We start from the raw sequence: 24,503 nt of genomic DNA, 5'->3' as shown, positions 1-24,503 counted from the left end.
GAACCGCGAGCCGAAGATCGGCCGGAGGCCAGCCGCGGCGACCTCCGGCACGCGGAACACGCCTCGGCACGCTGAGACACGCGGATCCAGCGAGCCGGATGCGGAACCGCGAGCCGGAGATCGGCCGGAGGTCGGCCGGGGTGACCCCCGGCACGTGGAACACGCCTCGGCACGCGGAAACAGGCGGATCCAGCGAGCCGGACGTGAATCCGTGAGGCGGAGGTCGGCCGGGGTGACCTCCGGCACGTGGAACGCGCCTCGGCACGCGGGAACAGCCGGATCCGGCGAGCCGGAGGCGGTTCCGCGAGCCGGAGATGCCGCCGGAGGTGCCGCCGGAGGTGCTGCCGGACGCCGCCCGCGCTCAGGCGCCCGGCCGCCCGTAGCGGTCGTAGATGCGGTTGCGGGCCGCCAGCTCGGCCGGGGGCAGGCGCTGGGCGTCGGCGATCTCGTAGACGCCGAAGGTGTCGCGCAGGCGCGAGGACGGGTCGACCTCGACGAAGGTGCACCAGGGCAGCCAGTGGTGGTGGCTGCGGAGGGTCTGGGTCGCGAAGTCGCCGCTCTCGTGGCCGAGGCCGGGCATCGCGTAGCCGATGCTGCCGTCGACGTCGGTCGACTGCCGGGTGTTGCGGTGCAGGAACTCGGCGACGTCGCGGTAGTGGTCGTCGCCGGTGATCAGGGACAGCCGGTAGTAGCTGTACGAGCAGGCCGCCAGGTACACGTCGGCGCCGCCGCCGAGGGTGATGATGCTCTGGCCGCTGATCGAGTACTGGTTGAAGGGGTGCTGCGGCCAGGGCGCGACCACTGGGAAGGACCAGGCGTAGGTCCAGGTCTCGGTGTAGTCGGCGGCGCGGACGGCGCCCTCCAGCCAGCGGTGCTCCTCGGTCAGGTCGTAGAGCGCGAGGAAGCCGAACAGCCCGTAGATCCCGGCCTCCTTGTCCTGGATGTCCGCGTTGTCGCAGGTGCCGCCGCGGTACTCCAGGGTGCGGTGGATGTTCGCGAACGACCACTCGCCGGCGCGCACGGCGGACTCGCGGTAGCGCGCCTCCCCCGTCACCAGGTGCAGCTGCACGAGGAAGCGGATCACGCTCGGGGTGTTCGAGCGCGAGTCCATCCGCACCGAGCCGTCGGCGTTGTAGGCGCGGTGGAAGCTGCCGTCGGCGTCCTGCACCTCGAGCAGCCAGTCGGCGGTCCGCCGGCAGAACTCGAGCCAGAGCGGCCGCTCGTCGCCGAGGCCGCGCAGGTGCAGGTAGGCGTCGAGGATCGCCTCGACACCGTCGGCCAGCATCCGCAGGAAGTGCGGGTACGGCTCGAAGCCGCCGAGGGAGGGGTTGAAGCACATCCGCGGCGGACCGGACTCGGGCAGGGCCGTCCGCGCCCAGAAGTCGACGATGCCGACGCCCTGCTCGAACGCCTCGGGCACGCCCTCGCGGTCGCCGTAGCGCAGCAGCTGGTAGCCGATGCCGGGCTGCTGCCCGACGAAGCCGAACTGGAACGAGACGCTCGAGACGTCCAGGTCCGGCAGCTGGCAGGCGAACGGCAGGCCCCAGGAGTCGCCGTAGCGGCGGGTGAGGCGCTGCAGGATCGCCATGCCGTGGTGGAAGTGCCGCTCGTTGTCGACCTCGAACAGGTCGTCGCGGAGGCGCGCGTAGGCGCTGCGCCAGGTGGCGCGCATCATCGTCGCGAAGTCGTCGTGGCGGCCGAGGTCGACGGCCACCGCGTAGCGCTGGCGGAAGCCGACCTCGACCGGGTGGTTGACCCGCTGCAGCGACTTCGGCGCCGCGTCGTAGTCGAGCCCGGAGTAGGGGTTGTCGACCGGGCGCTCGCCGTCGGCGCCGGGGTAGACGTAGTCGATCGACAGGCCGGCCGGCTCCTCGTCGAGCGGCGTCCGCACGCCGAAGCCGTAGTAGAGGTAGTTCAGCGTGGTGCCCTGCGGCCGGCTCAGGCCGATCGAGCCGACGGTGCACTCCGGGTCGGTGAAGTTCTCCGAGCGGACCACGTCCAGGCGCGGCAGCGTGACGTCGGCCGCCCAGCGCGAGAGCGCCACGGTCTCGCCGGTGGCGAGGCTCTGCGCGGCGAACAGCGGCAGCGCGTAGTGGGTCTCGGTGCGCCAGAAGTACTCGCTGCCGGGGTCGCGGCCCATCGCGTCGGCCGGGCCGAAGGCGTTGTCGCGGTACCAGGCGCCGGGCGCGAAGCACTCGTAGTCGCGCAGGTCGGCGGACCCGGTCAGCCCGAGCGAGATGGCCGTCGAGAAGCCGAGGTCGCCGCCGGCCGCGAGCACCTCGACCTCGCGGTGCACGGAGAAGCCGGCGCCGGCGACGCGCCAGACGTCGGTGACGGCGAAGGACGAGCCCGAGCGCGCGGTGATCGTGCCGGTGGCGGTGAGCGCGCCGTCCGCGATCGAGACGTCGTCGTAGGGCGCGCCGGAGTACTCGCTGATCGCGGTGACGGTCTTCACCGTGACGCGCAGCGGGCGGTCGTTGGCGTAGAGGACGTGCTCGCCCGAGAGCACCTCGAGGCCGCCCGCGCGGGCGCGCAGGATGTAGTCGCCGGAGCGGAGTTCCACGGTGGATCCTTCCTGGAGGGTCATGTCAGTGCTTCTCGTCGTGCGTGCGGAGGTCGGGCGCGGGCGCGTCCGCCGGCCCCGGCTCGTCCTCGAGCCGCCGCGCGCCCGGATCGAAGCGCCGCGAGCCCGGCCGGAACAGCAGCGCCACCCCGCCCTCCACGAGCGCCGCGACGAGCAGGAGGATCGCGAACGGGATCAGCGAGATCTCGGCCCATGCGCCCATCACCGGCATCACCAGGCCGGCCGCGGTGAAGCTGACCGTGCCGAGGATCGCCGTGACGCTGCCCGCCTCGCTCGACGGGCCCTGGAGCGACAGGTACTGCACCGGCGCGAAGCCGAGCGAGCGGCCCGCGAGCGCGAAGGTGAGCGCGCCGACGACGACGAGCAGCGACTGCGTCCCGGTGAGGGCGAGCACCGCGACCACGACGGCGCCGAGGCCCGTGACGATCGCCGAGGCGAACATCGCGAAGCGCGGCCCGAACCGCGGCACGATCACCCGGCCCGTCGTCTGCCCGACCGCGATGGTCACGAGCGAGGTGACCAGGAACAGCAGCCCGTAGAGGTCCGGCCCCACCGCGTAGACGTTGGTGTAGAGGAACGGCGCGGTCGCCAGGTAGGCGAAGCCGACCGACCAGCCGGCCGCCGAGGCGGCGGCGAGCGCCAGCACCCGTGGCCGCCTCAGCATCCCGAACGAGTTCCGCAGCGACGGGCCGAGCCCGCCCTGGTGCCGCCGCTCGCGGGGCAGCGTCTCGGGCAGCACCAGCAGCGCGATCACGGTGGCGAGCGCTCCCCAGGCGGCGACCGCGAGGAAGGAGCCGCGCCAGTCGATCACCTTGGTCAGCTGCGCGCCGACGGAGGGCACCAGGATCGGGAAGACCGACACGATCACGGCGAGGTTCGCGAGCATCGTCACGAGCCGCTTGCCGCTGTAGAGGTCGCGGACGATCGCGGTGACGACCACTCCGGCCGCGGTGCAGGCCGCACCCTGGACGAAGCGCGCCGAGAGCAGCACCGCCGTGTCGGAGGTCATCGCCGCGACGAGGCTCGCCGCGATGTGCAGCGCGGCCGAGACGCCGAGCGGCCACTTGCGGCCGACGGCGTCGCTGAGCGGACCCGAGATCAGCTGGCCGGCGGCGAAGCCGAAGGTCGCGCCGGTGACCACCAGCTGCGCGGTCGCGACCGAGACGCCGAGGTCGTCCTGCAGCGTCGGCAGGAAGGGCAGCACCAGGTCGATGGTGAGCGGCCCGAAGCCGACCAGCATCGCGAAGATCGGCAGCAGCAGCCGGCCGCGGGGCATCGCCCGGGTGGCCGAGGCGGTGATGGCGGAGGCGGTCATGAGCGCGGAGCGCAGGTCACGGAGGGGGTCCTGTCCATCAGCTCCCGGCCGAGACCGGGAAGTAGAGCGAGAAGGGTTCGTCGACGACCTCGTGCAGAGGCCGGAAGCGGATCGCGGCGGGCTGGCCGAGGGTGCGGTAGCCGCGGAGCCACTGGGTCCACTGCCGCTCGTTGTCGGGGGCGAGCAGCGCGGGAGCGTCCTCGAGGCGGCCGCGGAGGCTCACCTCGTGGTCGACGAGGCCGGCCAGCACGACCGGCCCCTCGACGAACGCGACGGTGCCGGGCTCGTCCGGGATCGGCACGGCGCGGATCTCGGTGCCGAAGGCGAGGTCGACGCCGGTGCGGCCGCCGGGGTGCGTCAGCAGGAGCGCGCCGTCGCGGCGCTGGACCCGCGCGGTGTCGCCCGCGAGGCCCGGCTCGCCGACGGTCCACTCCGGCACCCGGATCCGCACCTGCAGCGCGACCCCCTCCGCCGACTCCACCTCGATGCGGATCCGCGAGGCGGAGGGCCGGTGCGCGTCGCCCGCGGCTCCCGCGTTCGCGTCCGGGCCCACGTAGCCGGCGTTGTCGAGCACCTCGACCCGCACGGCCGCCTCGCCCGCGGCGGTCGGCACGCGGACGCTCGCGTCGACGTGCTGCGCGATCGTCAGCTCGGCGTCGCCGCCGCGGTAGAAGACGAGACCGGAGTGGCGGGTGTGCGCCTGCACCAGCGTGCCGTGGCAGCACCAGAAGTCCTCGGTCGGGCTGCCCCAGTCCTTGCGGGCGCCGCCCTCCAGCGGCAGGAAGTAGGCGACCATCCCGGTTCGCGGGTGCTGCTGGGCGAGCAGGCCGTTCCAGAGGTTCCGCTCGATGTAGTCGGCGTAGGCGAGGTCGCCCGTCCAGCGCAGCAGCACGTCGGCCAGCCGGATCATGTTGTAGACCGTGCAGTGCTCCTGCGTCTTCTCGCCGCGGCGGGCGGCGAACTCGAACGGCGGCGTCCAGATCTCGCCGGAGGTCTGGCCGCCGGTGCAGAAGGTGCCGCGGCGGACGACCGCCTGCTCCCAGTAGGCCTCGACGATCCGCCGCCAGCGCTCGTCGCCGGTGACCTCGTAGGCGCGGGCGGCGCCGAGCACCTCGGGGATCGTGGTGTTGGCGTGCATGTTGGTGAGCACGTCGCGGCCCGCGAGCAGGCCCTCGAAGAGCGAGCGGCGGTCGTAGCGCTCGAGCAGCTCCGCATAGACGGGATCGCCGGTGATCGCGAGCAGGTCGGCCCAGACCTCGAGCATGCCGCCGGTCTCCACCTCGAGGATCTCCTGGAACGCGTCGTCGTCGAAGCCGCGGACCCACTCCAGCAGCGGGGTCGTCGCCGCCCGCGCCATCCGCAGCGCCCGCTCGTCGCCGAGGTCGAGGTGCAGGTCGACCAGGCCCATCAGCAGCTTGTGCATCGCGTACTGCGGCGCCCAGATCGGGCGGCCGGTCGCCAGGCGGTCGAGGTAGCCGCGCGGGATCGCCCAGATCCAGCCGCCGCCGTTCTCCTCCTGGCAGCGCTCGAGGCCGTCGAGCACGGAGTCGATCCGGACGCGGAGCAGCGGGTCGCCGGTGACCGCGACCTCGCGCGCCGCAGCCGAGAGCCAGTGGCCGAGGAAGTGGCCGCGCAGCTGCGAGCCGGGCGTCTCCCAGCCCCAGTGCCGGTCGAGACCGCGGGCCTCGCGCGACTCCTGGGACGGGTGCAGGTGCCAGCCCTGGTCGCCGATCCCGGCCTCGATGCGGAAGTTCTGCAGCAGCCCCTCGTCGGTCAGCGAGAGCAGGTAGTCGCGGTTGAGCCGCCGCCGGGCGTCGAGCACCCCGCGCTCCAGGCGGGACTCGTGCGGGGCCGGGTGGGTCAGCGGCATGGATGCTCCTCGGCGGTGAGTGATCGGGGTGGGGGGATCGAAGCGGGGTGGATCTGCAGTGAGCGGACGACGACGGGATCGCCGGTGGTCGAGATCGATCTCTCACTGTACTCAGACCAGGATCGACGGTAGGAATGTCATCATGCAATCCCCGAGAGTGATCCATCTCGTCGCCGATGACGTGTCCGCCCTCCTCACTCAGTCGGGAGGTGACCTGCCCGTCCTGCTGCACTGGGGTCCGCGGATCGAGGCGAGCGACGACGACCTCGCCGGTTTCGCAAGAACCCCCGAGAGGACGGGGATGGACGGCGGTTCCGACGTGCCCTACGAGCCCGGAATCCTGCCCGAGCACTCCTTCGGCTGGGCCGGCCTGCCCGGCCTCCGGGTGCACCGCGAGGGCGCCGGCTGGTCGCCGCGGCTCACCGTAGGCGCCGTCTCGGTGGCCGGCGAGGCCCTCGCGGAGGGCGCCGTCGTGCAGCCCGGGAGCGCCGCCGTCACCGTCGAGGCACACGACGCGCAGGCCGGAATCGGGGTCGTGCTGGAGATCGTTCTCTCGCCCGCCGGGCTGCTCCGGACCCGGGTCTCCGTCCGCAACGACGGCACCGGGCGCCTCGAGGTGATCGGCGCCGACCCCGCCCTGCGGATCCCCACCGAGGCCCGCGAGATCCTGGACTTCTCCGGCCGCTGGGGCACCGAGAAGATCCCGCAGCGCCACCCCGTCGTCACCGGCAGCCACTCGCGCTCCTCGCGGCGCGGCCGCACGGGCCTGGACGCGACGACCGTCGTCGCGATCGGCACCCCCGGCTTCGACGCGGCCGACGGCAAGGTCTGGCTCTGCCACGTCGGCATCGGCGGCAACCACGAGCACGCCGTGGAGCGCGGCGACGGCTGGCTCGCCTTCCGCGGCGGCGAGCTGCTCCTCCCCGGCGAGGTCCGCCTCGCGAGCGGCGAGAGCTACTCCTCCCCATGGATCTCCGGCAGCTTCGGTGTCGGCCTCGACGCCGCCGCCGCCCGCTTCCACGCCTACCTCCGCGGAGTCTCGCGCTCCTCGCTCCGCCCGCGCCCGGTCACCCTCAACGTCTGGGAGGCGGTCTACTTCGAGCAGGACTTCGCGACCCTCGCCGAGCTGGCCGACCGCGCCGCCGCCCTGGGGGTCGAGCGCTGCGTGCTCGACGACGGCTGGTTCCTCGGCCGCAGCGACGACCGCGCGGGCCTCGGCGACTGGACGCCCGACCCCGTCTCCTGGCCGGACGGCCTCCTCCCCCTGGCCGAGCACGTCCGCGGCCGGGGCATGGAGTTCGGCCTCTGGGTCGAGCCCGAGATGATCAACGAGGACTCCGACCTCGCCCGCGCGCACCCCGACTGGATCCTGCGCGCCCGCGAGGAGCTGCCGCCGCGCTTCCGCTTCCAGCAGGTGCTCGACCTGACCAACCCGGACGCGTTCGCGCACATCCTCGGCGTGCTCGACGGACTGGTCGCCGACCTCGGCGTCGCGTACCTGAAGTGGGATCACAACCGCGATCTGATCGACGCCGGCCACCCCGCCACCGGCACCGCCGCCGTGCACGAGCAGACGCTCGCGCTCTACCGGCTGATCGACGAGCTGCGCGAGCGGCACCCCGAGCTCGAGATCGAGAGCTGCGCCTCCGGCGGCGGCCGCGTCGACCTCGGGATCCTCGAGCGCACCGACCGCGTGCACACCTCCGACAACCAGGACCCGCTGGACCGCTCGCGGATGCTGCGCTGGACCGGGCTGCTCGTGCCGCCGGAGATGCTCGGCTCGCACGTCGCCTCGCCGGTCAACTCCGTCACCGGCCGCACCAGCGACCTGCACACCCGCTGCGCGATCGCCTTCCTCGGCCACTTCGGCATCGAGTGGGACCTCCGCGAGCTGGACGCCGAGGAGGAGCCGGTGCTGGCCGGCTGGATCGCGGCGTACCGCGAGCACCGCGGGCTGATCGCCACTGGGCGGGTCGTCGGGAGCGGAGACTCCGATCCCGACGCGCCGTCGCTGCGCGGCGTCGTCGCGACCGACGGCTCCGAGGCGCTCTACACGCTGGTCACGCCGGCGCTGACGGCGGACTCGCGCCGCCGCGTCCGCCTCCCGGGCCTGGACCCGCTCGCCCGCTACCGCGTCGAGGCCGCGCGCCCCGGCTCGCTCGGCCCGCCCTGGCAGAGCCCGCGCTGGCTGGAGGCGACCGTGCCGCTCGACTCCGACGCCCCGGCCCCCGCCTACTCGGGGAGCCTGCTGGGCGAGGCGGGCCTGGACCTGCCGACCTTCCACGCCGACCGCGCGATCGTCCTGCGGCTCGTCCGCGTCGACGCGTGAACGCCGCCCCGACCGCCGCCGACTCGCCCACCACCACCCTGGAGCACCCCGTGAACACCACCGTCACCGTCGACCTCGACCGGCCCGGCGCCACCATCAGCAAGCACGTCTACGGCCATTTCGCCGAGCACCTCGGCCGCTGCATCTACGACGGCTTCTGGGTCGGCGAGGACTCGCCCGTCCCGAACGCCGGCGGGATCCGCCTGGACGTCGTCGAGGCCCTGCGCGCCCTCGACATCCCCAACCTCCGCTGGCCGGGCGGCTGCTTCGCCGACCGCTACCACTGGACGAACGGCATCGGCCCGCGCGAGGAGCGCCCCGGCCTGATCAACACCCAGTGGGGCGGGGTCGCCGAGGACAACTCCTTCGGCACCCACGAGTTCATGGCGCTCTGCGAGCTACTCGGCGCCGACGCCTACATCTCCGGCAACATCGGCTCCGGCACCGTGCAGGAGATGGCGGACTGGGTCGAGTACCTCACCGGCTCCGGGAAGTCGCCGATGGCCGACCTCCGCCGCTCGCACGGCCGCGAGGAGCCGTGGACCGTCCGCTACTGGGGCCTGGGCAACGAGACCTGGGGCTGCGGCGGCAACATGCGCGCCGGCGCCTACGCCGACCTCGCCCGCCAGTTCGGCACCTTCGTGCAGAGCGGCAACGACGTGCCGCTGCACCGCATCGCGGCCGGCGCCGACGGCGCGGACACGCACTGGACGCAGACGCTGATGGAGGTGATCCCCGAGATCGAGGGGCACCCCTTCTCCTCCGTGCCGTGGGAGTCGGTCTCGGTGCACTACTACACGATCGGCGGCAGCTGGCACGCGAAGGGCAGCGCCACCGACTTCGACGCGGACACCTACTGGAGCACGATCGTCGCCGCGCAGGGCATCGAGGAGCTGCTGCGCTCGCACGCCGCCGTGATGGACGTGCACGACCCCGAGAAGAAGTACGGGATGGTGCTCGACGAGTGGGGCACCTGGTGGGACGTCGAGCCGGGCACGCACCCGGGCTTCCTCTTCCAGCAGAACACCATCCGCGACGCGATGGTCGCGGGAATCCACTTCGACGTCTTCCACGCCTTCGCCGACCGGCTCTCGATGGCGAACATCGCGCAGACCGTCAACGTGCTGCAGGCGATGCTGCTCACCGACCCCGATGGCGGCGAGATGGTGCGGACGCCCACCTACCACGTGTTCGAGATGAACAAGGGGCACCAGGACGCGACGGTGCTGCCGACCACGGTCGCCGGGCCGACCCACGCGGTCGACGGGCGCGAGATCGCGCTGGCCTCCGCCTCCGCCTCGGTGAAGGACGGGCGCGTGCTGGTCTCGATGACCAACGTCGACCTCGACGAGCCGCTGGAGATCGAGCTGTCCTTCCGCGGCGGTTCCGTGACCGGAGCGACGGGGCGGCTCCTCACCGCCGACTCGCCCCAGGCGCACAACCGGCCGGGCGACGCCGACGCGGTCAGCCCGATCCCGCTCGAAGGGCTGGAGACCACGGCGACGGGGCTGCGGGTGACGCTGCCGCCGCACTCCTTCGCGACGGTGTCGCTGGAGCTGGCCGGCGCTCTCGTGGCAGGGTCGGACGCGTGACCGCCATGAGCGCTGCCGCCGCACGCACCGAGGCCGCCCGCCGCCCGCCGATGGGCTGGAACAGCTGGGACTGCTTCGGCTCCTCCGTCACCGAGGACGAGGTGCTGGCGAACGCCGAGTACCTCGCCGAGCACCTGCTGCCGCACGGCTGGGACACGGTCGTCGTCGACATCCAGTGGTACGAGCCGGACCCCGGCACGAGCGACTACCAGGAGGTGTCGGAGCCGGTCCTGGACGACTGGGGCCGGCCGCAGCCCGCGGTGGGGCGCTTCCCCTCCGCGGCGACCGGAGGCTTCACCGCGCTGGCCGCGCGCGTGCACGCCCTCGGGCTGCGCTTCGGCGTGCACCTGATGCGCGGCGTGCCCCGCCGGGCCGCCGAGCTCGGTCTGCCGGTGCTCGGCTCCGACGCGACCTGCGCCGACATCGCCGACCGCGGGAACGTCTGCCCGTGGAACCCGGACAACTACGGCGTGGACATGACCGTGCCGGGCGCGCAGCAGTACTACGACTCGGTGATGGCGCAGCTGGCCTCGTGGGGCGTCGACTTCGTCAAGCTCGACGACGTGCTCTACCCGCCGATCCAGGCCGACGAGATCGCCGCGCTCTCCCGCGCGATCGACGCGACCGGCCGGCCGATGGTGCTGAGCCTCTCGCCCGGCAAGCAGCTCTCGCTGGAGAACCTGGAGCTGCTCCGGGACACCGCGCAGATGTGGCGGATCTCGGACGACTTCTGGGACGACTGGGGGCACCTGCAGGAGCAGTTCCAGCGCGCCGCGCGCTGGGCGCCGCACCAGCGGCCGGGCGCGTGGGCCGACGCCGACATGCTGCCGCTGGGGCGGATCGGCGTGCGGGCGCACGTGGGCGAGGACCGCCTCTCGCGGTTCACCCCCGCCGAGCAGCGCACGCTCGTGACGCTCTGGTGCCTGCTGCGCTCGCCGCTGATGATGGGCGGGCACCTCCCCGACACCCCGCCCGAGACGCTGGCGCTGCTGACGAACGACGACGTGCTGGCCCTGCTGTCCAGCGAGGGCAGCCGCGAGATCGTCCGCGACGGCGACCTCGTCGTCTGGAGCGCCTGGCAGGGCGACGTGCAGTGGCGCGGCGTCTTCTGGCTCGGCGACGCCCCGCGCGAGTACTCCGCGCACCTCGCCGACCTCGGCTGCACCGGCACCCCCGTCGACGCCTGGACGGGCGAGCCCCTCCCCGTCGCCGACGGCGCGGTCGCCCTGACCCTCGAGCCCCACGGCGCGCACCTGCTCCGCTTCGCCTGACCCGCCGCGCCCCTTCATGCTGATCGAGTAGCGCCCGCAGGGCGCGTCTCGAGATCCACCACCGCAAGCACGCGAGGTCTCGATACGCCGCTCCGCGGCTACTCGACCAACAAGAAGGAAGCCGCTTCGCGGCTGCGTTTCCGGCATGAGAGGGAGCCGCTGCGCGGCTGCTGGACCGGCGTGAGAGGGCCGCTCCGCGGCTGTTCCACCCCGCAGGAGCAGGGTGCCACTGCGCGGCTCCACGACCTCCCTGGCAGCTCGCGCGCACTCCCTGATGATTCGACCAGCACCCGAAGAGCACGGATCGAGAGCCACCTCACGCCGGAAAGTCCTCGCACAACCACGGTATGAGGATTTCCACACAGAGCCCGACTGTGCATTTTTCCTCACAGGGGCGTATTGTGAGGAAATACCCACAGTCGAGGCGCGATACGAGCCGCACTCGAGACCTCAGGAGGAGCAGTGCCGACCATCAAGGCGCGCAAGGCGAGCGATCTCGCCTCGATCGTCCGCGCTGTACGCGAGGAGTCCGGCCTGAGTCAGACCGAGCTCGCGGAACGGATCGGCCTGTCGCGCGAGTACGTCGTGAACCTGGAGACCGGGCAGCCGACGCTCTACGCGCGAAGACTGTTCCGCATCATGCATGAGCTCGGTATCACCGTCTCCCTCGAGTATCAGGACTCGGCTCGTGATGACGACGGCGTCACCGCTTCGAACAAGCGCACGTGATCTTGGCGAGGATCGACGTCGGGCGACTTCGAACACGTGGGTCTCGATACGCCGCTCCGCGGCTACTCGGCCAGCGCGCCGCCGCCAGTTCGCAGAAGTTGCGGTAGTCGGGCGCGACTACCGCAAGTTGTGAGTTCTGGGGGCGGGTCAGGACTCCGTGTCGGTGAGGGCGTCGAGGCGGGCGACGTCGTCGGCGGAGAGGGCGAAGTCGACCTGGGCGTTCTCGCGGATGCGCGAGGGGGTGGTCGACTTCGGCAGGGGCAGCACGTCCTTCTCGAGGAGGTAGCGGATGCAGAGCTGCGCCACGGAGACGCCGTTCGCCTTCGCGATGTCGGCGAGGTCGGAGTTCTCGAGCAGGCCGCCGGTCGCCAGCGGCGAGTAGCCCTCGACGAGGATGCCGTTGGTGCGGCAGTAGTCGGTCGTCTCGTCCTGGGTGTTGCCGACGAACCAGCGGATCTGGTTGGCGTGCGGCTTCACGTCGGTCGCGGCGATCAGCGACTCCAGGTCGTCGACCGAGAAGTTGGAGACGCCGATGGCGCGGGCGCGGCCGGAGTCGTAGATCTCCTCCATCGCCTTCCAGGCCGCGATGTTGCCGTCGCGGTGGTCTGAGCCCATGTCCGACCACGGCCACGGCGCGTGGATCAGGTACAGGTCGACGTGCTCGAGCTCGAGCGCCGCCATCGTGGTCTCGAAGCTGTCCTTCGCGCCGGCGTGGTCCTTGACCTCGGCGGGCAGCTTCGTGGTGATGAAGACCTCGTCGCGCGGGATCCCGCTGTCGCGCAGGGCCCGGCCGACGCTCGCCTCGTTGCCGTAGCCGCGGGCGGTGTCGATGTGGCGGTAGCCGGCCTCGAGCGCCGTGGTCACCGCGTCGTAGGCGTCGGCGCCGTCCTCGATCTGCCAGGTGCCGAAGCCGATCTTCGGGATCTCGACGCCGTTGGACAGGGTGAAGGTGTCGGTCAGTGCAGGCATGTCTCTCCTCGAGAAGTCCGGCCCCGCGCGCGTCCTCGCGCCGGGGGTGCTGCTGTTCACGGTAGGCGCGCGGGGCGGCGGGCGCAGGCCCCTTGCGCCCCATGCTGATCGAGTAGCGACCGCAGGGCGCTTATCAAGCTCAGCCGTCACCAGGAGGGTGGGTCTCGATACGCCCCTGCGGGGCTACTCGACCAGCATGGAAGGACGCCGCTCCGCGTTGCCGGACCAGCATGGAGGGGGCGCTCCGCCTCCTGCTGATCGAGTAGCGCCCGCAGGGCGCGTATCGAGATCCGCCGTCACCAGAGCGGCGGGTGTCAGCCGCGGGTCACCGACCAGGGGGTGCGGAGGGCGCGCTCGGCGAGCACGCGGCGCGCGCCCGTCAGGGTGACGTCGGCGGTCTGCGCGGCGTCGGCGGCCGACGGGCCGGCGATCAGGCGCAGCGGGCCCGGGTCCACACTGAGCGCGCCGTCCTCGCCGGTCGCCGCGAGCCGCGCCGCCTCGACGTGGAAGTGCACGGTCAGCGACTCCCCCGCGGCGATCGGCACGCGCGCGTAGCCGAGCAGCTGCGCCGCCGGCCGCACGACGGGCGAGGTCGGGTAGGCGGCGTACAGCTGCACGACCTCGACGGTGTCCTCGCCGCCGTTGCGGATGGTGACCGCGGCGTCGAGCGCCCCGTCCACCGCCAGCACCGCCGGCGCCGTCAGCGCCTCGTACGCGATGGCGCCCCGCGTGAGCCCGAAGCCGAACGGGTGCAGCGGCGTGTTGTCGAGCGCCGTGATGCCGGGGTTCGAGAGCCCGAGCGACGGCTGCAGGTACGTCGTCGACGCCGAGGGGAGCCGCGGGATCTGCACGGGCAGACGCCCGGTCGGCGAGACCCGTCCCGAGAGCACGCCGGCGACCGCGGCCGCCCCGTCCGCTCCGGGGAAGAACGCCTGCACGACCCCGCGCGCCGAGCCGTACGCGCCGAGCGCGTAGGGCCGGCCCGAGAGCACGACCAGCACGGTCGGCACGCCGGTCGCGAGGACCGCCGAGACCAGCTCGTCCTGGGCGCCCGGCAGCCGCAGGTCGGCCGCGTCGCAGCCCTCGCCCGAGGTCCCGTCGCCGAACAGCCCGGCCACGTCGCCGACGACGACCACGGCTGCGTCGCTCGAGCGCGCCACGGCGACCGCCTCGGCGATCGAGGAGGTGTCCGCGGAGGTGATCGACCCGCCGGCCGCGAAGCGCACCCGCTCCTCGCCGAGCTCCGCACGCAGGGCGGTCAGCACGGTCGGGATCTCGATCCCGAGGTCGTGCCCCGGGTGCTTGGAGAGCACGTGGTTCGGGAAGGCGTAGCAGCCCACCAGGCTGCGGAACTGGTCCGCCGCCGGGCCGACCACCGCCACGGTGCCGGAGGCGAGCAGCCCGCGGACGTCGTCGTCGTCGCGCAGCAGCACGACCGACTCCTCCGCGATCCGGAGCGAGATCGCCCGGTTGCGCGCGCTGTCGAGGTCCACCGACTCGGCGCCCTCGGGCACCAGCGGCCCGCCGTCGAGCAGCCCGGCCTCGAACTTGTGCCGGAGGTGGCGCTCGACGGAGCGATCGAGGTCGCGCTCGTCGACGACGCCCTCGCGGATCAGCCGCGGCAGCTCGCCGTACGCCGCGGTCTGCGGCAGCTCCACGTCCACGCCGGCGCGGATCGCCAGCCGCCCCGCGTCGGCGGTGTCGACCGCGACGTGGTGCATCGCCTGGAGGAACGGCACGGCCCAGTAGTCGGCGACGACGGTGCCCTCGAAGCCCCACTTCTCCCGCAGGATCGTGGTGAGCAGGTGCCGGCTCGCGCTGCTGGGCACGCCGTCGATGTCGGTGTACGAGGTCATCACGCTGCGCGCGCCGCCGTGCCGCAGCGCGGCCTCGAACGGCGGCAGCACGGTGTCCGCGATCTCGCGCGGCCCCATGCTCACCGGAGCGTGGTTGCGGGCGCCGCGGGAGGCCGCGTAGCCGGCGAAGTGCTTGAGCGTCGCGATGATCCCCGCCGACTCGAGCCCCGCGACGTACGCGGTGCCGAGCTGCGAGACCAGGTACGGGTCCTCGCCGAGGGTCTCCTCGACGCGGCCCCAGCGGTAGTCCTTCACGACGTCCACCACCGGCGCGAGCCCCTGGTGGATGCCGAGGGCGCGCATGTCGGAGCCGATCGCCTCGGCCATCTCGCCGACGAGGTCCTCGTCGAAGGTGGCCGCCCAGGCGAGCGGCGTGGGGAAGGCGGTCGCGCCGTACGCGGCGAGCCCGGTCAGGCACTCCTCGTGCGCGATCGCCGGGATGCCCAGGCGCTGCGAGCCGACGACCCGCTCCTGCAGCTCGCGGAGCCGGCGCACGCCCTCCGGCACCGAGACGGGCTCGGTGCCGAAGACGCGGGTGAGCTGGCCGAGACCGCCGTCGAACGGGTCGGCAGCGGTCTCGGGGCCGCCCTCGAGCTTCGGGGCGAAGTCGTCGGCGGAGTCGGTGAGCCAGACGGAGCCGAGCTGGGCCGCCTTCTCCTCGAGCGTGAGCTCGGCGGTGAGGAGACGGGCCCGCTCGCTCGCGGAGAGGGAGCGGTCCCGCCAGTCGCGACCACCGCTCCGATCCCCGGTCTCGTCGGTGCGGTCGGAGGGGACGAGAGTGGTGGAGGCGTCGTGCATCAGCCCTTGAACGCTCCGTCCATGATCCCGGACACCATGCGGCGGCCGACGAAGAAGAACGCGATCAGCAGCGGCAGCGTGGCCATGAACGACCCGCCCATCGCCAGCGCGACGTCGATCGAGCGGTTGGCCTGCAGCTGCTTCAGCGCGATCTGCACCGTGAACAGCTCCGGCGACTTCAGCACGATGAACGGCCACATGAAGTCGTTCCAGACCGCGGTGAACGTGATCAGCCCGAGCACGAACGCCGCCGGGCGGACCACCGGGAAGGCGATCCGCCAGAACAGCTGCCAGGAGTTGGCGCCGTCGATGCGGGCCGCCTGGATCAGCTCGTCGCTGACCGTCGTGGACATGTGCTGGCGCATCCAGAAGATGCCGAAGGCGCTGGCCAGACCCGGGACGATGATCGCCTGGAGGGTGTCGACCCAGTCGAGGGCCGAGACGATCAGGTACTGCGGGATGATGCTCAGCTGCGCCGGCACCGTCATGGTCAGCAGCACGATCAGGAACAGCACGTTGCGGCCCGGGAACTGCAGCTTCGCGAAGGCGAAGCCGGCCATCGCGCAGAGGATCGCGGAGAGGACCGCGATGCTCAGCGAGACGATCAGCGAGTTGAACAGCGACGCGATGAACGGGACGGTGTCGAACACCTTCTCCGCGATGGCGAAGAAGTTCGTGCCCGGGTACAGGCGCGGCGGGATCGACGTGACGGCGGTCGCTCCGACCGACGCGATGACGAACATGTAGTAGAGGGGGAACACCGAGACGAGCACGGCGACGACGAGGAAGACGTACGTCGGCCAGCCGACCCCGCCGCCCTTGCCGCGGCGCTTCGGGAGCACCTTCGGGGTGTCGCCGGTGGCGACGGCCCGGGCCTGCGGGAGGGCCTGATCGATCACATCGGACATCAGACGGCCGCCTTCCGGGTGCGGGTGGACAGGTAGAAGTTGATCAGCGAGACGACCACGACGATCACGAACAGCACGACGCCGATGGCGGAGCCGTAGCCGAACTTGAACTGGCCGAAGCCCTGCTCGTAGAGGAACAGCGCGAGCGTCTGGCACTGCCGGCCGGCGCCGCAGGTGAGGCCCGATTCGGGAGACACCAGGAGCGCCTCCGTGAAGATCTGCAGACCGCCGATGGTCGACATGATCACGGTGAAGACGATGATCGGGCGCAATGCCGGGATGGTGAGGTGGCGGAACTGCTGCCAGCTGGAGGCGCCGTCGACCGAGGCGGCCTCGAACATCTCGCGCGGGAGCGACTGGAGCCCCGCCAGGTAGAGCAGCGTGTTGTAGCCGAACCAGCGCCAGAGGACCATCGTCGAGATGACGATCCAGGAGCCGTAGTTGGTGGCCAGGAAGTTGAGGGAGGGCAGTCCGAAGATGCCGAGGAACCAGTTGATCAGGCCGAAGTTCTTGTCGAAGATCTGCGCGAAGACGATCGCGGTCGCCGCGACGGAGGTGATGTAGGGCACCAGCAGCGCCATGCGCCAGAAGTTCGCCCAGCGCAGTCGCGCGTGGTTGAGCAGGTGCGCCAGGAAGAGCGCGAAGAGCAGCTGCGGCACCGTCGAGATGATGAAGATGCCGAAGGTGTTGACCAGGGCGTTCCAGAACCGGCTGTCCGCGAAGAGCTGCTGGAAGTTCGCGAGGCCGACGAAGGTCTGCTCGCCGATCGGGTTCCAGTCGAAGAGCGAGACGTAGAACGTGAAGAGCAGCGGGAAGAGCCCGAACACGATGAAGATGAGGAAGAAGGGCGCGACGTACGCGTAGGGGGCGATCCGCTCCGAGAGGGAGTTGCGGATCTTCGCGGCCTTCTGGACCGGGACGCTGGGCTGCTTGCGCTGCCTGGGGGGACGTATGGCTGTCGCCGTTGACACGTGGGTTACCTCCGTCGAAGGGGCGGCCCGGCGCGCGAGGCGCCGGGCCGCTCGGGTGGGTGGGGCGATCAGCCGCCGATGGCCTGCTTGGCCGTGTCGAGGGCCGTCGACCACGCCTTGTCGGAGGTGACGTTGCCCGCCTCAAGCTCGACGAGGGTGTTCAGCAGGGCGCCGTTGATCGGCGTCGTGTCGGGACCGTTGTAGAAGGAGGGGAACTGCTCGACCGAGGTGGCCATGACCTCGCCGATCTTCGAGTCGCCGAAGAACGGGTCGGTGTAGTTGCGGACCTCGTCGCTCGCGACCGCCTCGGTGGCGGCGGGCAGGGTGCCCGAGGCCGCGAAGTGGTCGGTCTGGCCCTCGGCGGACATCATGGTCTTGATGTACTGCCAGGCGGCCTCGGGGTGCTCGGCGCGGGCCGGGATGGCGATGACGCTGCCGCCCCAGTTGCCGCCGACGCCGGGGACGCTCGTGACGCGCCAGTTGCCCGCGGTGTCGGGGGCGTCGGTCTTGATTCCGGCGAGGATCCACGACGGCGCGATGGTCACGGCGAAGGCGCCGTTGGCGCGGCCGGGAGCCCAGCCCGAGGACCAGGCGGCGATGCCGGCGCTGATGCCGGCGTCCTTGGCGTCCACGGCGACCTGGAACGCGTCCTTCACCTGCGGGTTGGTGTCGTAGACGAGCTCGCCGTCGGGCGAGTAGTACTTCTCGGAGACCTGGTTGACGGTCGAGAAGAAGACGCTGGTCTCGATGTTGTCGACGAACGGCTTGCCGGTCGCCTCGGTGTACTTCTCGCCCATGGCGATGAAGGACGGCCAGTCCTTCCACATCGCGGCGACCTCGGCCGGGTCGGTCGGCAGACCGGCGGCCTCGAAGAGGTCGGCGCGGTAGGCGAAGCCGAGTCCGCCGACGTCGGTGGGCACGCCCACGACGGAGCCGTCGTCAGCGGTCGCCGCCGAGGCGGCCCACGGGAGGTAGGCGGAGGCGACGTCGTCGCCGCCGAGGGTGCGCAGGTCGAGGAAGTTCGAGCTGTTGGCGACGAACTGGGGCAGGTCGTCGTTCTGGATCATGACCAGGTCGGGCACCTCGCCGGCCAGCGCCGCGGTGAGGGCGGTGGCGGTCTCGGTGGTGCTGCCGACCTCGGAGAGCTTGATCTTCGCGTCGGGCATCTTCGCGAGGTACTCGTCGACGCTGTCCTTGGCGTTGATGCCGGTGAAGGACCAGAAGGTCGCCTCGGCGTTCGGGTCGTCGGACGCGCCGCCACCGCTTCCGGACGAGCATCCGGTGAGGGCGAGGGCCACGGCGGCGGCTGCTGCGGCCACGGCCGTCAGTCTTCTTTTCACGATTGTTCCTCTTCGTCGGGGATTCGCGGGGGGTCTCGCTGGAGGAGACCGGGAGCAAGAGAACGATCTCTTGGACGCCAAGGTAGCTGGCCTTTCCCCCTCGTGCAAGCGCGATCTCGGAGTCGTTACCGCAGCGTGAGATATCGATCTCCCCTAGTATCTGTAAGAAGTTTCGCAAATCGGACCGCCACGGCCCCGGGGGAGGCGTCTCCGTGGGACTCTGGAGATCGAGCATCCGGCGCCCCGGCCGGCTCCCCTCCTCGTTCAGAAGGATGCAGCCATGACCCGACCCACGCTCGTGGACGTCGCACGGGCCGCGGGCGTGTCCCGCGCCACCGCCGCCCGGGTTCTCGCGGGCGGCACGAACGTCGACGTCCGCATGTCGGCCGCCGTCGAGCACGCCGCGAAGCAGCTCGGCTACGAGGCCAACAGCGCCGCGCGGATGCTGCGCGGCGGCCGCTCCGGCGCGATCGCGCTGATCGTCGCCTTCAACGAGCTCGACAGCCTCACCGGCACGTTCTTCACCTCGGTGCTCAAGGGCGCCGCGAAGGGGCTCTACGCCGCCGAGGTCCAGCCGGTGCTGCTGCCCGCGGACCACGACGACGGCGACCGCATCCCCAAGTTCCTCCGCTCGCGCGCGGTCGACGGGGCGATCGTGATCCTGCAGCACGAGATCACGCACCTCGCGCAGGCGCTCGCCGACTCCCCCGTGCCGATCGCCTGGGTCGGCCGGCCGCGGGTCGCGCTGGCCGAGGACGCCATCGTGATCGACTCCGACAACTACGGCGGCGGCCGGCTCGCCGCCCGCGCGCTCGCCGACTCCGGCCGGCGCCGGCTCGGCATCATCGCCGGCCCGCACGACATGGAGCCCGCCCGCGACCGCATCCGCGGCTGGCGCGACGAGCTGACCGAGCTGGGGCTGGATCACAGCCCGATCGTGCACGGCGAGTTCACCCTCGAGAGCGGCTCGGCCGCCATGGCGCGGCTGCTGCAGCGCCACCCCGACCTCGACGGCGTCTTCGCCTCCTCCGACCTGATGGCCAACGGTGCGATCCGCGTGCTGCAGGCCTCCGGCCGGCGCGTGCCCGCCGACATCTCGGTCGTGGGCTTCGACGACGTGGTCATCGCGACCACCTCGGATCCGACGCTGACCACGATCCGCCAGCCGCTCGAGGACATGGGGCGCGTCGCCGCCGAGACAGTGGTCGCCGTGGTGGCGGGCCGCGAGGTCGACCGGCAGCCGATCCTCGCGACGACGCTCGTGCAGCGGGAGTCGGCATGATGCCGCCGCCGCATCGCGTGATCGTCAGCACCGACGCCGCGAACGAGGCGGACGACCAGTTCGCGATCGTGCAGGCGCTGCTGAGCGCGACGCTCGACGTCCGGGCGCTCGTGGCGGCGCACTTCGGCCGGCCCGGCAGCCTGCGGGAGTCGCGCGCGGAGATCGATCGCGTGGTCGCCCTCGCCGGGGCCGACGTGCGGGTCGTGGACGGGGCGTCCGCGGCGCTGGTCGCCGGCGGTTCCGCGGAGTCCGTGGCGTCCGAGGGCTCGCGCGTGATCGTCGAGGAGGCGCTGCACGGCGAGGGCCGGCTGTGGATCGCCGTGCTCGGCCCGCTCACCGACGTCGCCGCGGCACTGCTGGCGGAGCCGTCGATCGCCGAGCGCGACGTCGTCGTGGTCTGGGTGGGCGGCCCGCCCTACGAGGGCATCGCCGCGTACCACCCGGAGTTCAACCTGATCAACGACGTCGCCGCCGCGAACGCCGTGCTCGCCTCCGGAGTCGCCGTCTGGCAGATCCCGATGCCCGTCTACACGATGGTCGGCGTCGGCCACGCCGAGCTGCGCACGCGGCTGGGCGGCACGAGCCCGCTCGGCGACTACCTCGTCGACCAGCTGATCGCCTTCAACGCGACGATCCCCTACGGCCCGCTCGACTTCCGCTCCCTCGGCGACAGCCCCGCGATCGGCGCCGTGATGAACCCCGCCGGCGGCCGCTGGCGCGCCGTCCCCGCCCCGCGCTTCACCGCCGCCGGCGACCTCCAGCCCGGCGTCGGCCCGCACCCGATCCGCGTCTGCGAGTCCTTCGACACCCGCTGGCTCCTCGAGGACCTCTTCGCGAAGCTCCTCGAGTTCGGCCGCGCCGGCCGCTGACCGGCCCGTGCTGGGCCGTCCGCGAGACGTCTCCGAGGAGCCGAGGCCGCCCGTTGCACGGGACGCCTCGGCCGTTCGAGGACCTCTCACCGGCGACGGCATCTCCTCCGGCGCACAACATCAGCTGAGAGCACAGGGCCTCCCCTGTCAGAGGAGGGACCCCCGTCTCAGCTGATGTTGTGCGCGACTTCGGCGGCAGAGCAGCAGCCGGATCGGGTGCAGACGGGGCCACGGTCAGGCGCGGGCCGCCTTGACGTAGGCGACGAGGGCGTTCGCGTGCCCGTGGCCGAGACCGTGCTCGGTCTTCAGCCAGGAGACGACCTGCATGTGGGTCTCGGAGTCGAGCCGCTCGTCCACGAGGTCGAGCCACTCCTGGATCGGACGGCCGTAGGTGGTCTCGATGCTCGGGAAGTACGACGCGGGTCCCTTGGGCTTCGAGCCGTCGGCGGGGGGCTCCGGTGCGAGGACGCGCGAGGGGGTCATGCCGGTCACTGTAGCGGCGCCGGGGGCGGCGGGTCTCGATGCGCGGCTGCGCCGCTGCTCGACCAGCATGGAGGAGGCGCCGCCCTAGGATGCCGGGCCGACAGAGCCATGCTGATCGAGCAGCCCTCGCAGAGGGCGTATCGGGATCCACCTGCCTGGAGACGTGGGGTCTCGATACGCGGCTGCGCCGCTCCTCGACCAGCATGGACGGCCCGCCCGCCCCACGGCACTCCGCCGGCGACAGCCTGCTGATCGACCGGCCGCACAACGCCCGGACCATGCCGATCGGCAGCCCGCCGACCGCAGCATGCTGATCGAGTAGCGCCCGCAGGGCGCGTATTGAGATCCACCCCTCCGGGCACAGCGGGTCCGGCCCGCGCCTGCTCCCCTGCACCCTGGGCCGCTGACGCGACGCGCCGACGCGGCTGCGACCCCTCGTTCCGCGTCACGCCCTTGCCGACCCCGGTGATTCGGAGGACGCTCGTGACCATACACAGAAGGCCATGCCGATGAGGCCTGACACCGGTCGGTCGTTCTTCGACGAGGAGGAGGAGGAGACGGATGCAGAGGACGGACGAGGAGCGATGAGGTCCCTGGGCGGCGAGGTGCGGAGGGAGCTGCGCGGCGCGGTCGCCTCCCGGCTCCTCCTCGTCGTCCTGCTCGCCGGCGCCGTCTTCGCGGTCTGGAGCGCGGTGACCGACGTCGGCAACGCGCGGTCGACGGCGGCGCTGTTCGAGAGGACCGCCGCGGAGTACCGCTCGGCCGGGCACTCCGTCGAGGAGGCACTGGCGGAGCCCGTGAGCGTGACCACGGACGAGGACGGGCGGACGGAGATCGACAATCCGCTGCGCTACGACTTCGAGGCGGCGACGGCGGCCTCGGCGGCGCTGACTCCGCTCGGTGCGGTCGGCACGGGGCTGAGCCTCGCGGTGTTCCTCGTGACCCCGCTCCTCGGCTACGCGACGGGGCTCTTCGCGGCGACCACGGATCTCCGCGGCGGGTCGATCATCGTGCGATGGCCGCAGGTCCGCCGGGCGCGCACCTTCGTCGCGGCGAAAGCGAGGCTCCTCGTCGTGGCCGTCCTGGCCTTCGGCGCGGCGCTCGTGCTGACGGCGGCCGTCGCCGGGCTCATCACCGCGCAGCTGAGGCCGTTCCCCGTCGACGGATCGTCGGCGCCGCTGTCCGCGGGTCCCGCGGCGATCGGCGCAGTGGCGGCCGCCTTCGCGCTGATCGGGGTCGCGTTCGGGGCGCTGGGCTTCCTCGTCGCGACGCTGACACGGGAGCGCGCGTTCTCGCTCACCGTCTTCGCCCTGGCCTACTACCTGCTGCCGATTCTGGGGCCGTGGGACCCGCGGAACCTCGTGCCGAGCGTCGCGGCGCCGTGGCTCGTCTTCCACGGCGGGTTCCAGCCGCGGGCCGTCGGCGACCTCGGCGTTCCGCTGAGCGCGCTCGCCCTCGGCGGCGGGGCCCTCCTGCTCCTCGTCGCGAGCGCGGCGGTGTGGTCGCTGCGCGACAAGACGCCGCGGGGCGTCTGAGCGGCTCCCGCGCTGTCGTCCTCGGCGTCCACTGCGCTGGGGACGCCGGGTCTCGATACGCGGCTGCGCCGCTACTCGACCACCATGAGGGGGGCGCCCCACGGCAGCACACCGACCGAAGCGCGCTGAACAAGCAGCGCCCGCAGGGCGTCCGCAGCATGCTGATCGCGTAGCCCTCGAAGCGGGCGTCTTGAGATCCACCTCGCTCGGGACAGGGCCGCGCCCATCATCAGCCGACACCGCCCGGCCTTCCCCGTCAGCGGAGGGACCCTCTTCTCACGTCGGCCGTCAGCGCTGCTGTTCGACCGAGCTCTCCCCCGGCGCGGGCTCGAGGTCGTCCGACGACGGTCCCGGAAGGGCGCCGGTCTCCGGCGGCTCCGCGCGCAGGTACTGCGCCGAGATCGTGCGGTACGAGCGGGTGAGCATCGCGGCGCCGGCCGCGACCACCATGACCGCCCCGCCGATCAGGAACACGAGCGCGATCCCCCGCCCGACCCCGTCGCCGAGCAGCCAGCCGTACGCCGCCCGCCCGTCGGCCGACTCCATGTACGGGATCAGCGCGAACTCGGCGATCGGCGCGATGAGGAACGCGGTGATCGGCGCCGCCGCCGACTCCAGCGCCGCGGCGAAGCCGAAGACGCGTCCCTGGGTCTCGAACGGCACCACCTTCTGCACGACGGTCTGCTCCGCCGCCTCGACCGCGGGGATCAGCGTCATGTAGATCCAGATGCCGCCGGCGTAGAGCCACCACCAGTCGCGGAGGGTGAAGACCGCGCCGATCACGCCCATCGCCATGACCAGCAGCAGCATCGTCCGGATCGGGTTCCGGCCGAGCCCGAGCTTCGCCACCAGCAGCCCGCCGATGATGAAGCCGGTCGCGGTCACGCCGAGCACGACACCCCACAGCTCCACCGGGAACAGCTCGAGTCCGTAGGGATCCATCAGCGCCAGGTACACGCCGCCGATCAGGTTGTTGAAGGTCGAGAAGACGATCAGAGCGAAGAGCCCGGTCGCCGCGCGCACCGCCGTGATGCTCCCCCGCAGATCGATCAGCGGGGCCCGCGAGCCGGCCGCCGCGGGGATCGCCTCGGCGATCCGCAGGAACAGCAGGTGCACGAGCGCCGCGGCGGAGACCCCGATCGCGATCAGCAGCGTCCAGCCCATGCCGAGCAGGCCGATCGAGAGCCCGCTGAACACGCTCGTCACCACGAACGCGAGCCCCTGCACCGTGCCGACCAGGCCGTTCGCGTTCGCGTGGCGCTCCACCGGCACCATCAGCGTCACCGTCGTCGACAGGGCGATGTTCCGCATGTTCTCGATCACCGCGCCGAACAGGACCGTGCCGGAGAAGACCCAGAACCAGGGCCCGCCGAAGTCCAGCAGCGCCGCCTCCGGCAGCGCGAGGTACAGGCCGCCGGCGACGCCGAACGACACCAGCGTCACCGCCCCGGCGAACACCATCACCCGGTGCTTCCGGTGCCGGTCCACGATCGTGCCGAAGGCCATCGCGAAGACCGCGACGAGCAACATGTACGCGCCGCCGATGATCCCGGTGGCGAGCACCGACCGCGTCTCGAGGTACACCCAGAAGGTCAGCGCGAACCAGAGGAAGCTCGTCGTCACGTTCGCGACCGCGGTGTTGACGAGGATCCAGCCGAAGGTGCGCAGGCTCGCCGCGCTCGGCTCCGCGGCGGGTGCGCCGGCGGCGTCGGGGACGGTCGAGGACATGGCTTCCCTCCGCTCGGCGACGGCCTGCCCGGAGTCGTCCCGGACCGCCGTCGCAGCCACTGTAGGCCCGAGCC

The 24,503-nt window shown here is 72.1% G+C and carries 17 protein-coding genes; 7 read left to right on the top strand and 10 right to left on the bottom strand.

From position 1 onward, the window contains the following. Nucleotides 1–361: 361 nt before the first annotated feature. From EDF43_RS11180 to EDF43_RS11170, 3 genes are read right to left on the bottom strand one after another with little or no spacing between them, the layout of a single operon-like run. Complete coding sequence (locus EDF43_RS11180) at nucleotides 362–2,587, bottom strand: hypothetical protein (RefSeq protein ID WP_207901699.1); 2,226 nt, start codon at nucleotides 2,585–2,587, stop codon at nucleotides 362–364. Between the two features lies 1 nt (nucleotide 2,588). Further along, nucleotides 2,589–3,899, bottom strand: a complete 1,311-nt coding sequence (locus EDF43_RS11175; protein WP_132436882.1) for a multidrug effflux MFS transporter — start codon at nucleotides 3,897–3,899, stop codon at nucleotides 2,589–2,591. Nucleotides 3,900–3,936: 37 nt separating this feature from the next. Further along, nucleotides 3,937–5,769: a beta-L-arabinofuranosidase domain-containing protein gene (locus tag EDF43_RS11170; RefSeq protein WP_132436880.1), complete on the bottom strand. Its 1,833-nt coding sequence runs from the start codon at nucleotides 5,767–5,769 to the stop codon at nucleotides 3,937–3,939. 142 nt (nucleotides 5,770–5,911) lie between these two features. On the opposite strand from EDF43_RS11170, the gene EDF43_RS11165 reads away from it, so the two are divergent. The 4 genes from EDF43_RS11165 to EDF43_RS11145 all read left to right on the top strand — a co-directional run bounded on the left by EDF43_RS11165 (nucleotide 5,912) and on the right by EDF43_RS11145 (nucleotide 11,690). After that, nucleotides 5,912–8,098 (top strand): alpha-galactosidase, encoded by a 2,187-nt coding sequence (locus EDF43_RS11165; RefSeq protein WP_132436878.1) that lies wholly within the window; start codon nucleotides 5,912–5,914, stop codon nucleotides 8,096–8,098. A gap of 50 nt (nucleotides 8,099–8,148) precedes the next feature. Continuing rightward, complete coding sequence (locus EDF43_RS11155; RefSeq protein WP_132436876.1) at nucleotides 8,149–9,690, top strand: alpha-L-arabinofuranosidase C-terminal domain-containing protein; 1,542 nt, start codon at nucleotides 8,149–8,151, stop codon at nucleotides 9,688–9,690. Nucleotides 9,691–9,695: 5 nt separating this feature from the next. Then, entirely contained in the window at nucleotides 9,696–10,961 is a 1,266-nt protein-coding gene (locus EDF43_RS11150) for an alpha-galactosidase (RefSeq protein WP_243646287.1), read from the top strand. Between the two features lie 462 nt (nucleotides 10,962–11,423). Then, complete coding sequence (locus tag EDF43_RS11145; protein WP_123706490.1) at nucleotides 11,424–11,690, top strand: helix-turn-helix transcriptional regulator; 267 nt, start codon at nucleotides 11,424–11,426, stop codon at nucleotides 11,688–11,690. Nucleotides 11,691–11,837: 147 nt separating this feature from the next. On the opposite strand, the gene EDF43_RS11140 is transcribed toward EDF43_RS11145, so the two are convergent. From EDF43_RS11140 to EDF43_RS11120, 5 genes are all read right to left on the bottom strand, one after another. Further along, complete coding sequence (locus EDF43_RS11140) at nucleotides 11,838–12,659, bottom strand: aldo/keto reductase (RefSeq protein WP_132436872.1); 822 nt, start codon at nucleotides 12,657–12,659, stop codon at nucleotides 11,838–11,840. Nucleotides 12,660–12,973: 314 nt separating this feature from the next. Then, complete coding sequence (locus EDF43_RS11135; protein WP_132436870.1) at nucleotides 12,974–15,313, bottom strand: glycoside hydrolase family 3 N-terminal domain-containing protein; 2,340 nt, start codon at nucleotides 15,311–15,313, stop codon at nucleotides 12,974–12,976. Beyond that, nucleotides 15,313–16,221: a carbohydrate ABC transporter permease gene (locus EDF43_RS11130; protein ID WP_123706487.1), complete on the bottom strand. Its 909-nt coding sequence runs from the start codon at nucleotides 16,219–16,221 to the stop codon at nucleotides 15,313–15,315. Before EDF43_RS11130 ends, EDF43_RS11135 begins: the two co-directional genes overlap by 1 nt. Then, nucleotides 16,221–17,192 (bottom strand): sugar ABC transporter permease, encoded by a 972-nt coding sequence (locus EDF43_RS11125; protein ID WP_207901697.1) that lies wholly within the window; start codon nucleotides 17,190–17,192, stop codon nucleotides 16,221–16,223. The genes EDF43_RS11130 and EDF43_RS11125 overlap by 1 nt, the downstream gene beginning before the upstream one ends. Before the next feature lie 68 nt (nucleotides 17,193–17,260). Continuing rightward, entirely contained in the window at nucleotides 17,261–18,511 is a 1,251-nt protein-coding gene (locus EDF43_RS11120) for an ABC transporter substrate-binding protein (RefSeq protein WP_132436868.1), read from the bottom strand. 301 nt (nucleotides 18,512–18,812) lie between these two features. Between EDF43_RS11120 and EDF43_RS11115 the strand changes: the two genes are divergently transcribed. Then, nucleotides 18,813–19,814 (top strand): LacI family DNA-binding transcriptional regulator, encoded by a 1,002-nt coding sequence (locus tag EDF43_RS11115; protein ID WP_123446870.1) that lies wholly within the window; start codon nucleotides 18,813–18,815, stop codon nucleotides 19,812–19,814. Continuing rightward, nucleotides 19,814–20,683 (top strand): nucleoside hydrolase, encoded by an 870-nt coding sequence (locus EDF43_RS11110; protein ID WP_132436994.1) that lies wholly within the window; start codon nucleotides 19,814–19,816, stop codon nucleotides 20,681–20,683. Before EDF43_RS11115 ends, EDF43_RS11110 begins: the two co-directional genes overlap by 1 nt. A gap of 234 nt (nucleotides 20,684–20,917) precedes the next feature. Here EDF43_RS11110 and EDF43_RS11105 read toward each other — a convergent pair whose 3' ends face one another. Further along, complete coding sequence (locus EDF43_RS11105) at nucleotides 20,918–21,166, bottom strand: DUF4287 domain-containing protein (RefSeq protein WP_132436866.1); 249 nt, start codon at nucleotides 21,164–21,166, stop codon at nucleotides 20,918–20,920. A gap of 509 nt (nucleotides 21,167–21,675) precedes the next feature. Here EDF43_RS11105 and EDF43_RS11100 point away from each other — a divergent pair. Beyond that, nucleotides 21,676–22,701 (top strand): hypothetical protein, encoded by a 1,026-nt coding sequence (locus EDF43_RS11100; RefSeq protein WP_132962502.1) that lies wholly within the window; start codon nucleotides 21,676–21,678, stop codon nucleotides 22,699–22,701. 288 nt (nucleotides 22,702–22,989) lie between these two features. Here EDF43_RS11100 and EDF43_RS11095 read toward each other — a convergent pair whose 3' ends face one another. Then, the gene (locus EDF43_RS11095; RefSeq protein WP_132436862.1) at nucleotides 22,990–24,429 is read right to left on the bottom strand and encodes an MFS transporter; all 1,440 of its coding nucleotides are present in this window, start codon (nucleotides 24,427–24,429) and stop codon (nucleotides 22,990–22,992) included. Nucleotides 24,430–24,503: the final 74 nt, after the last annotated feature.

The sequence above is a fragment of the Rathayibacter sp. PhB179 genome (assembly GCF_004345345.1).
Classification (GTDB): domain Bacteria; phylum Actinomycetota; class Actinomycetes; order Actinomycetales; family Microbacteriaceae; genus Rathayibacter; species Rathayibacter festucae.
Note: the sequence above shows the minus strand (reverse complement) of the source record. Positions and strands in the feature narration are given on the sequence as shown.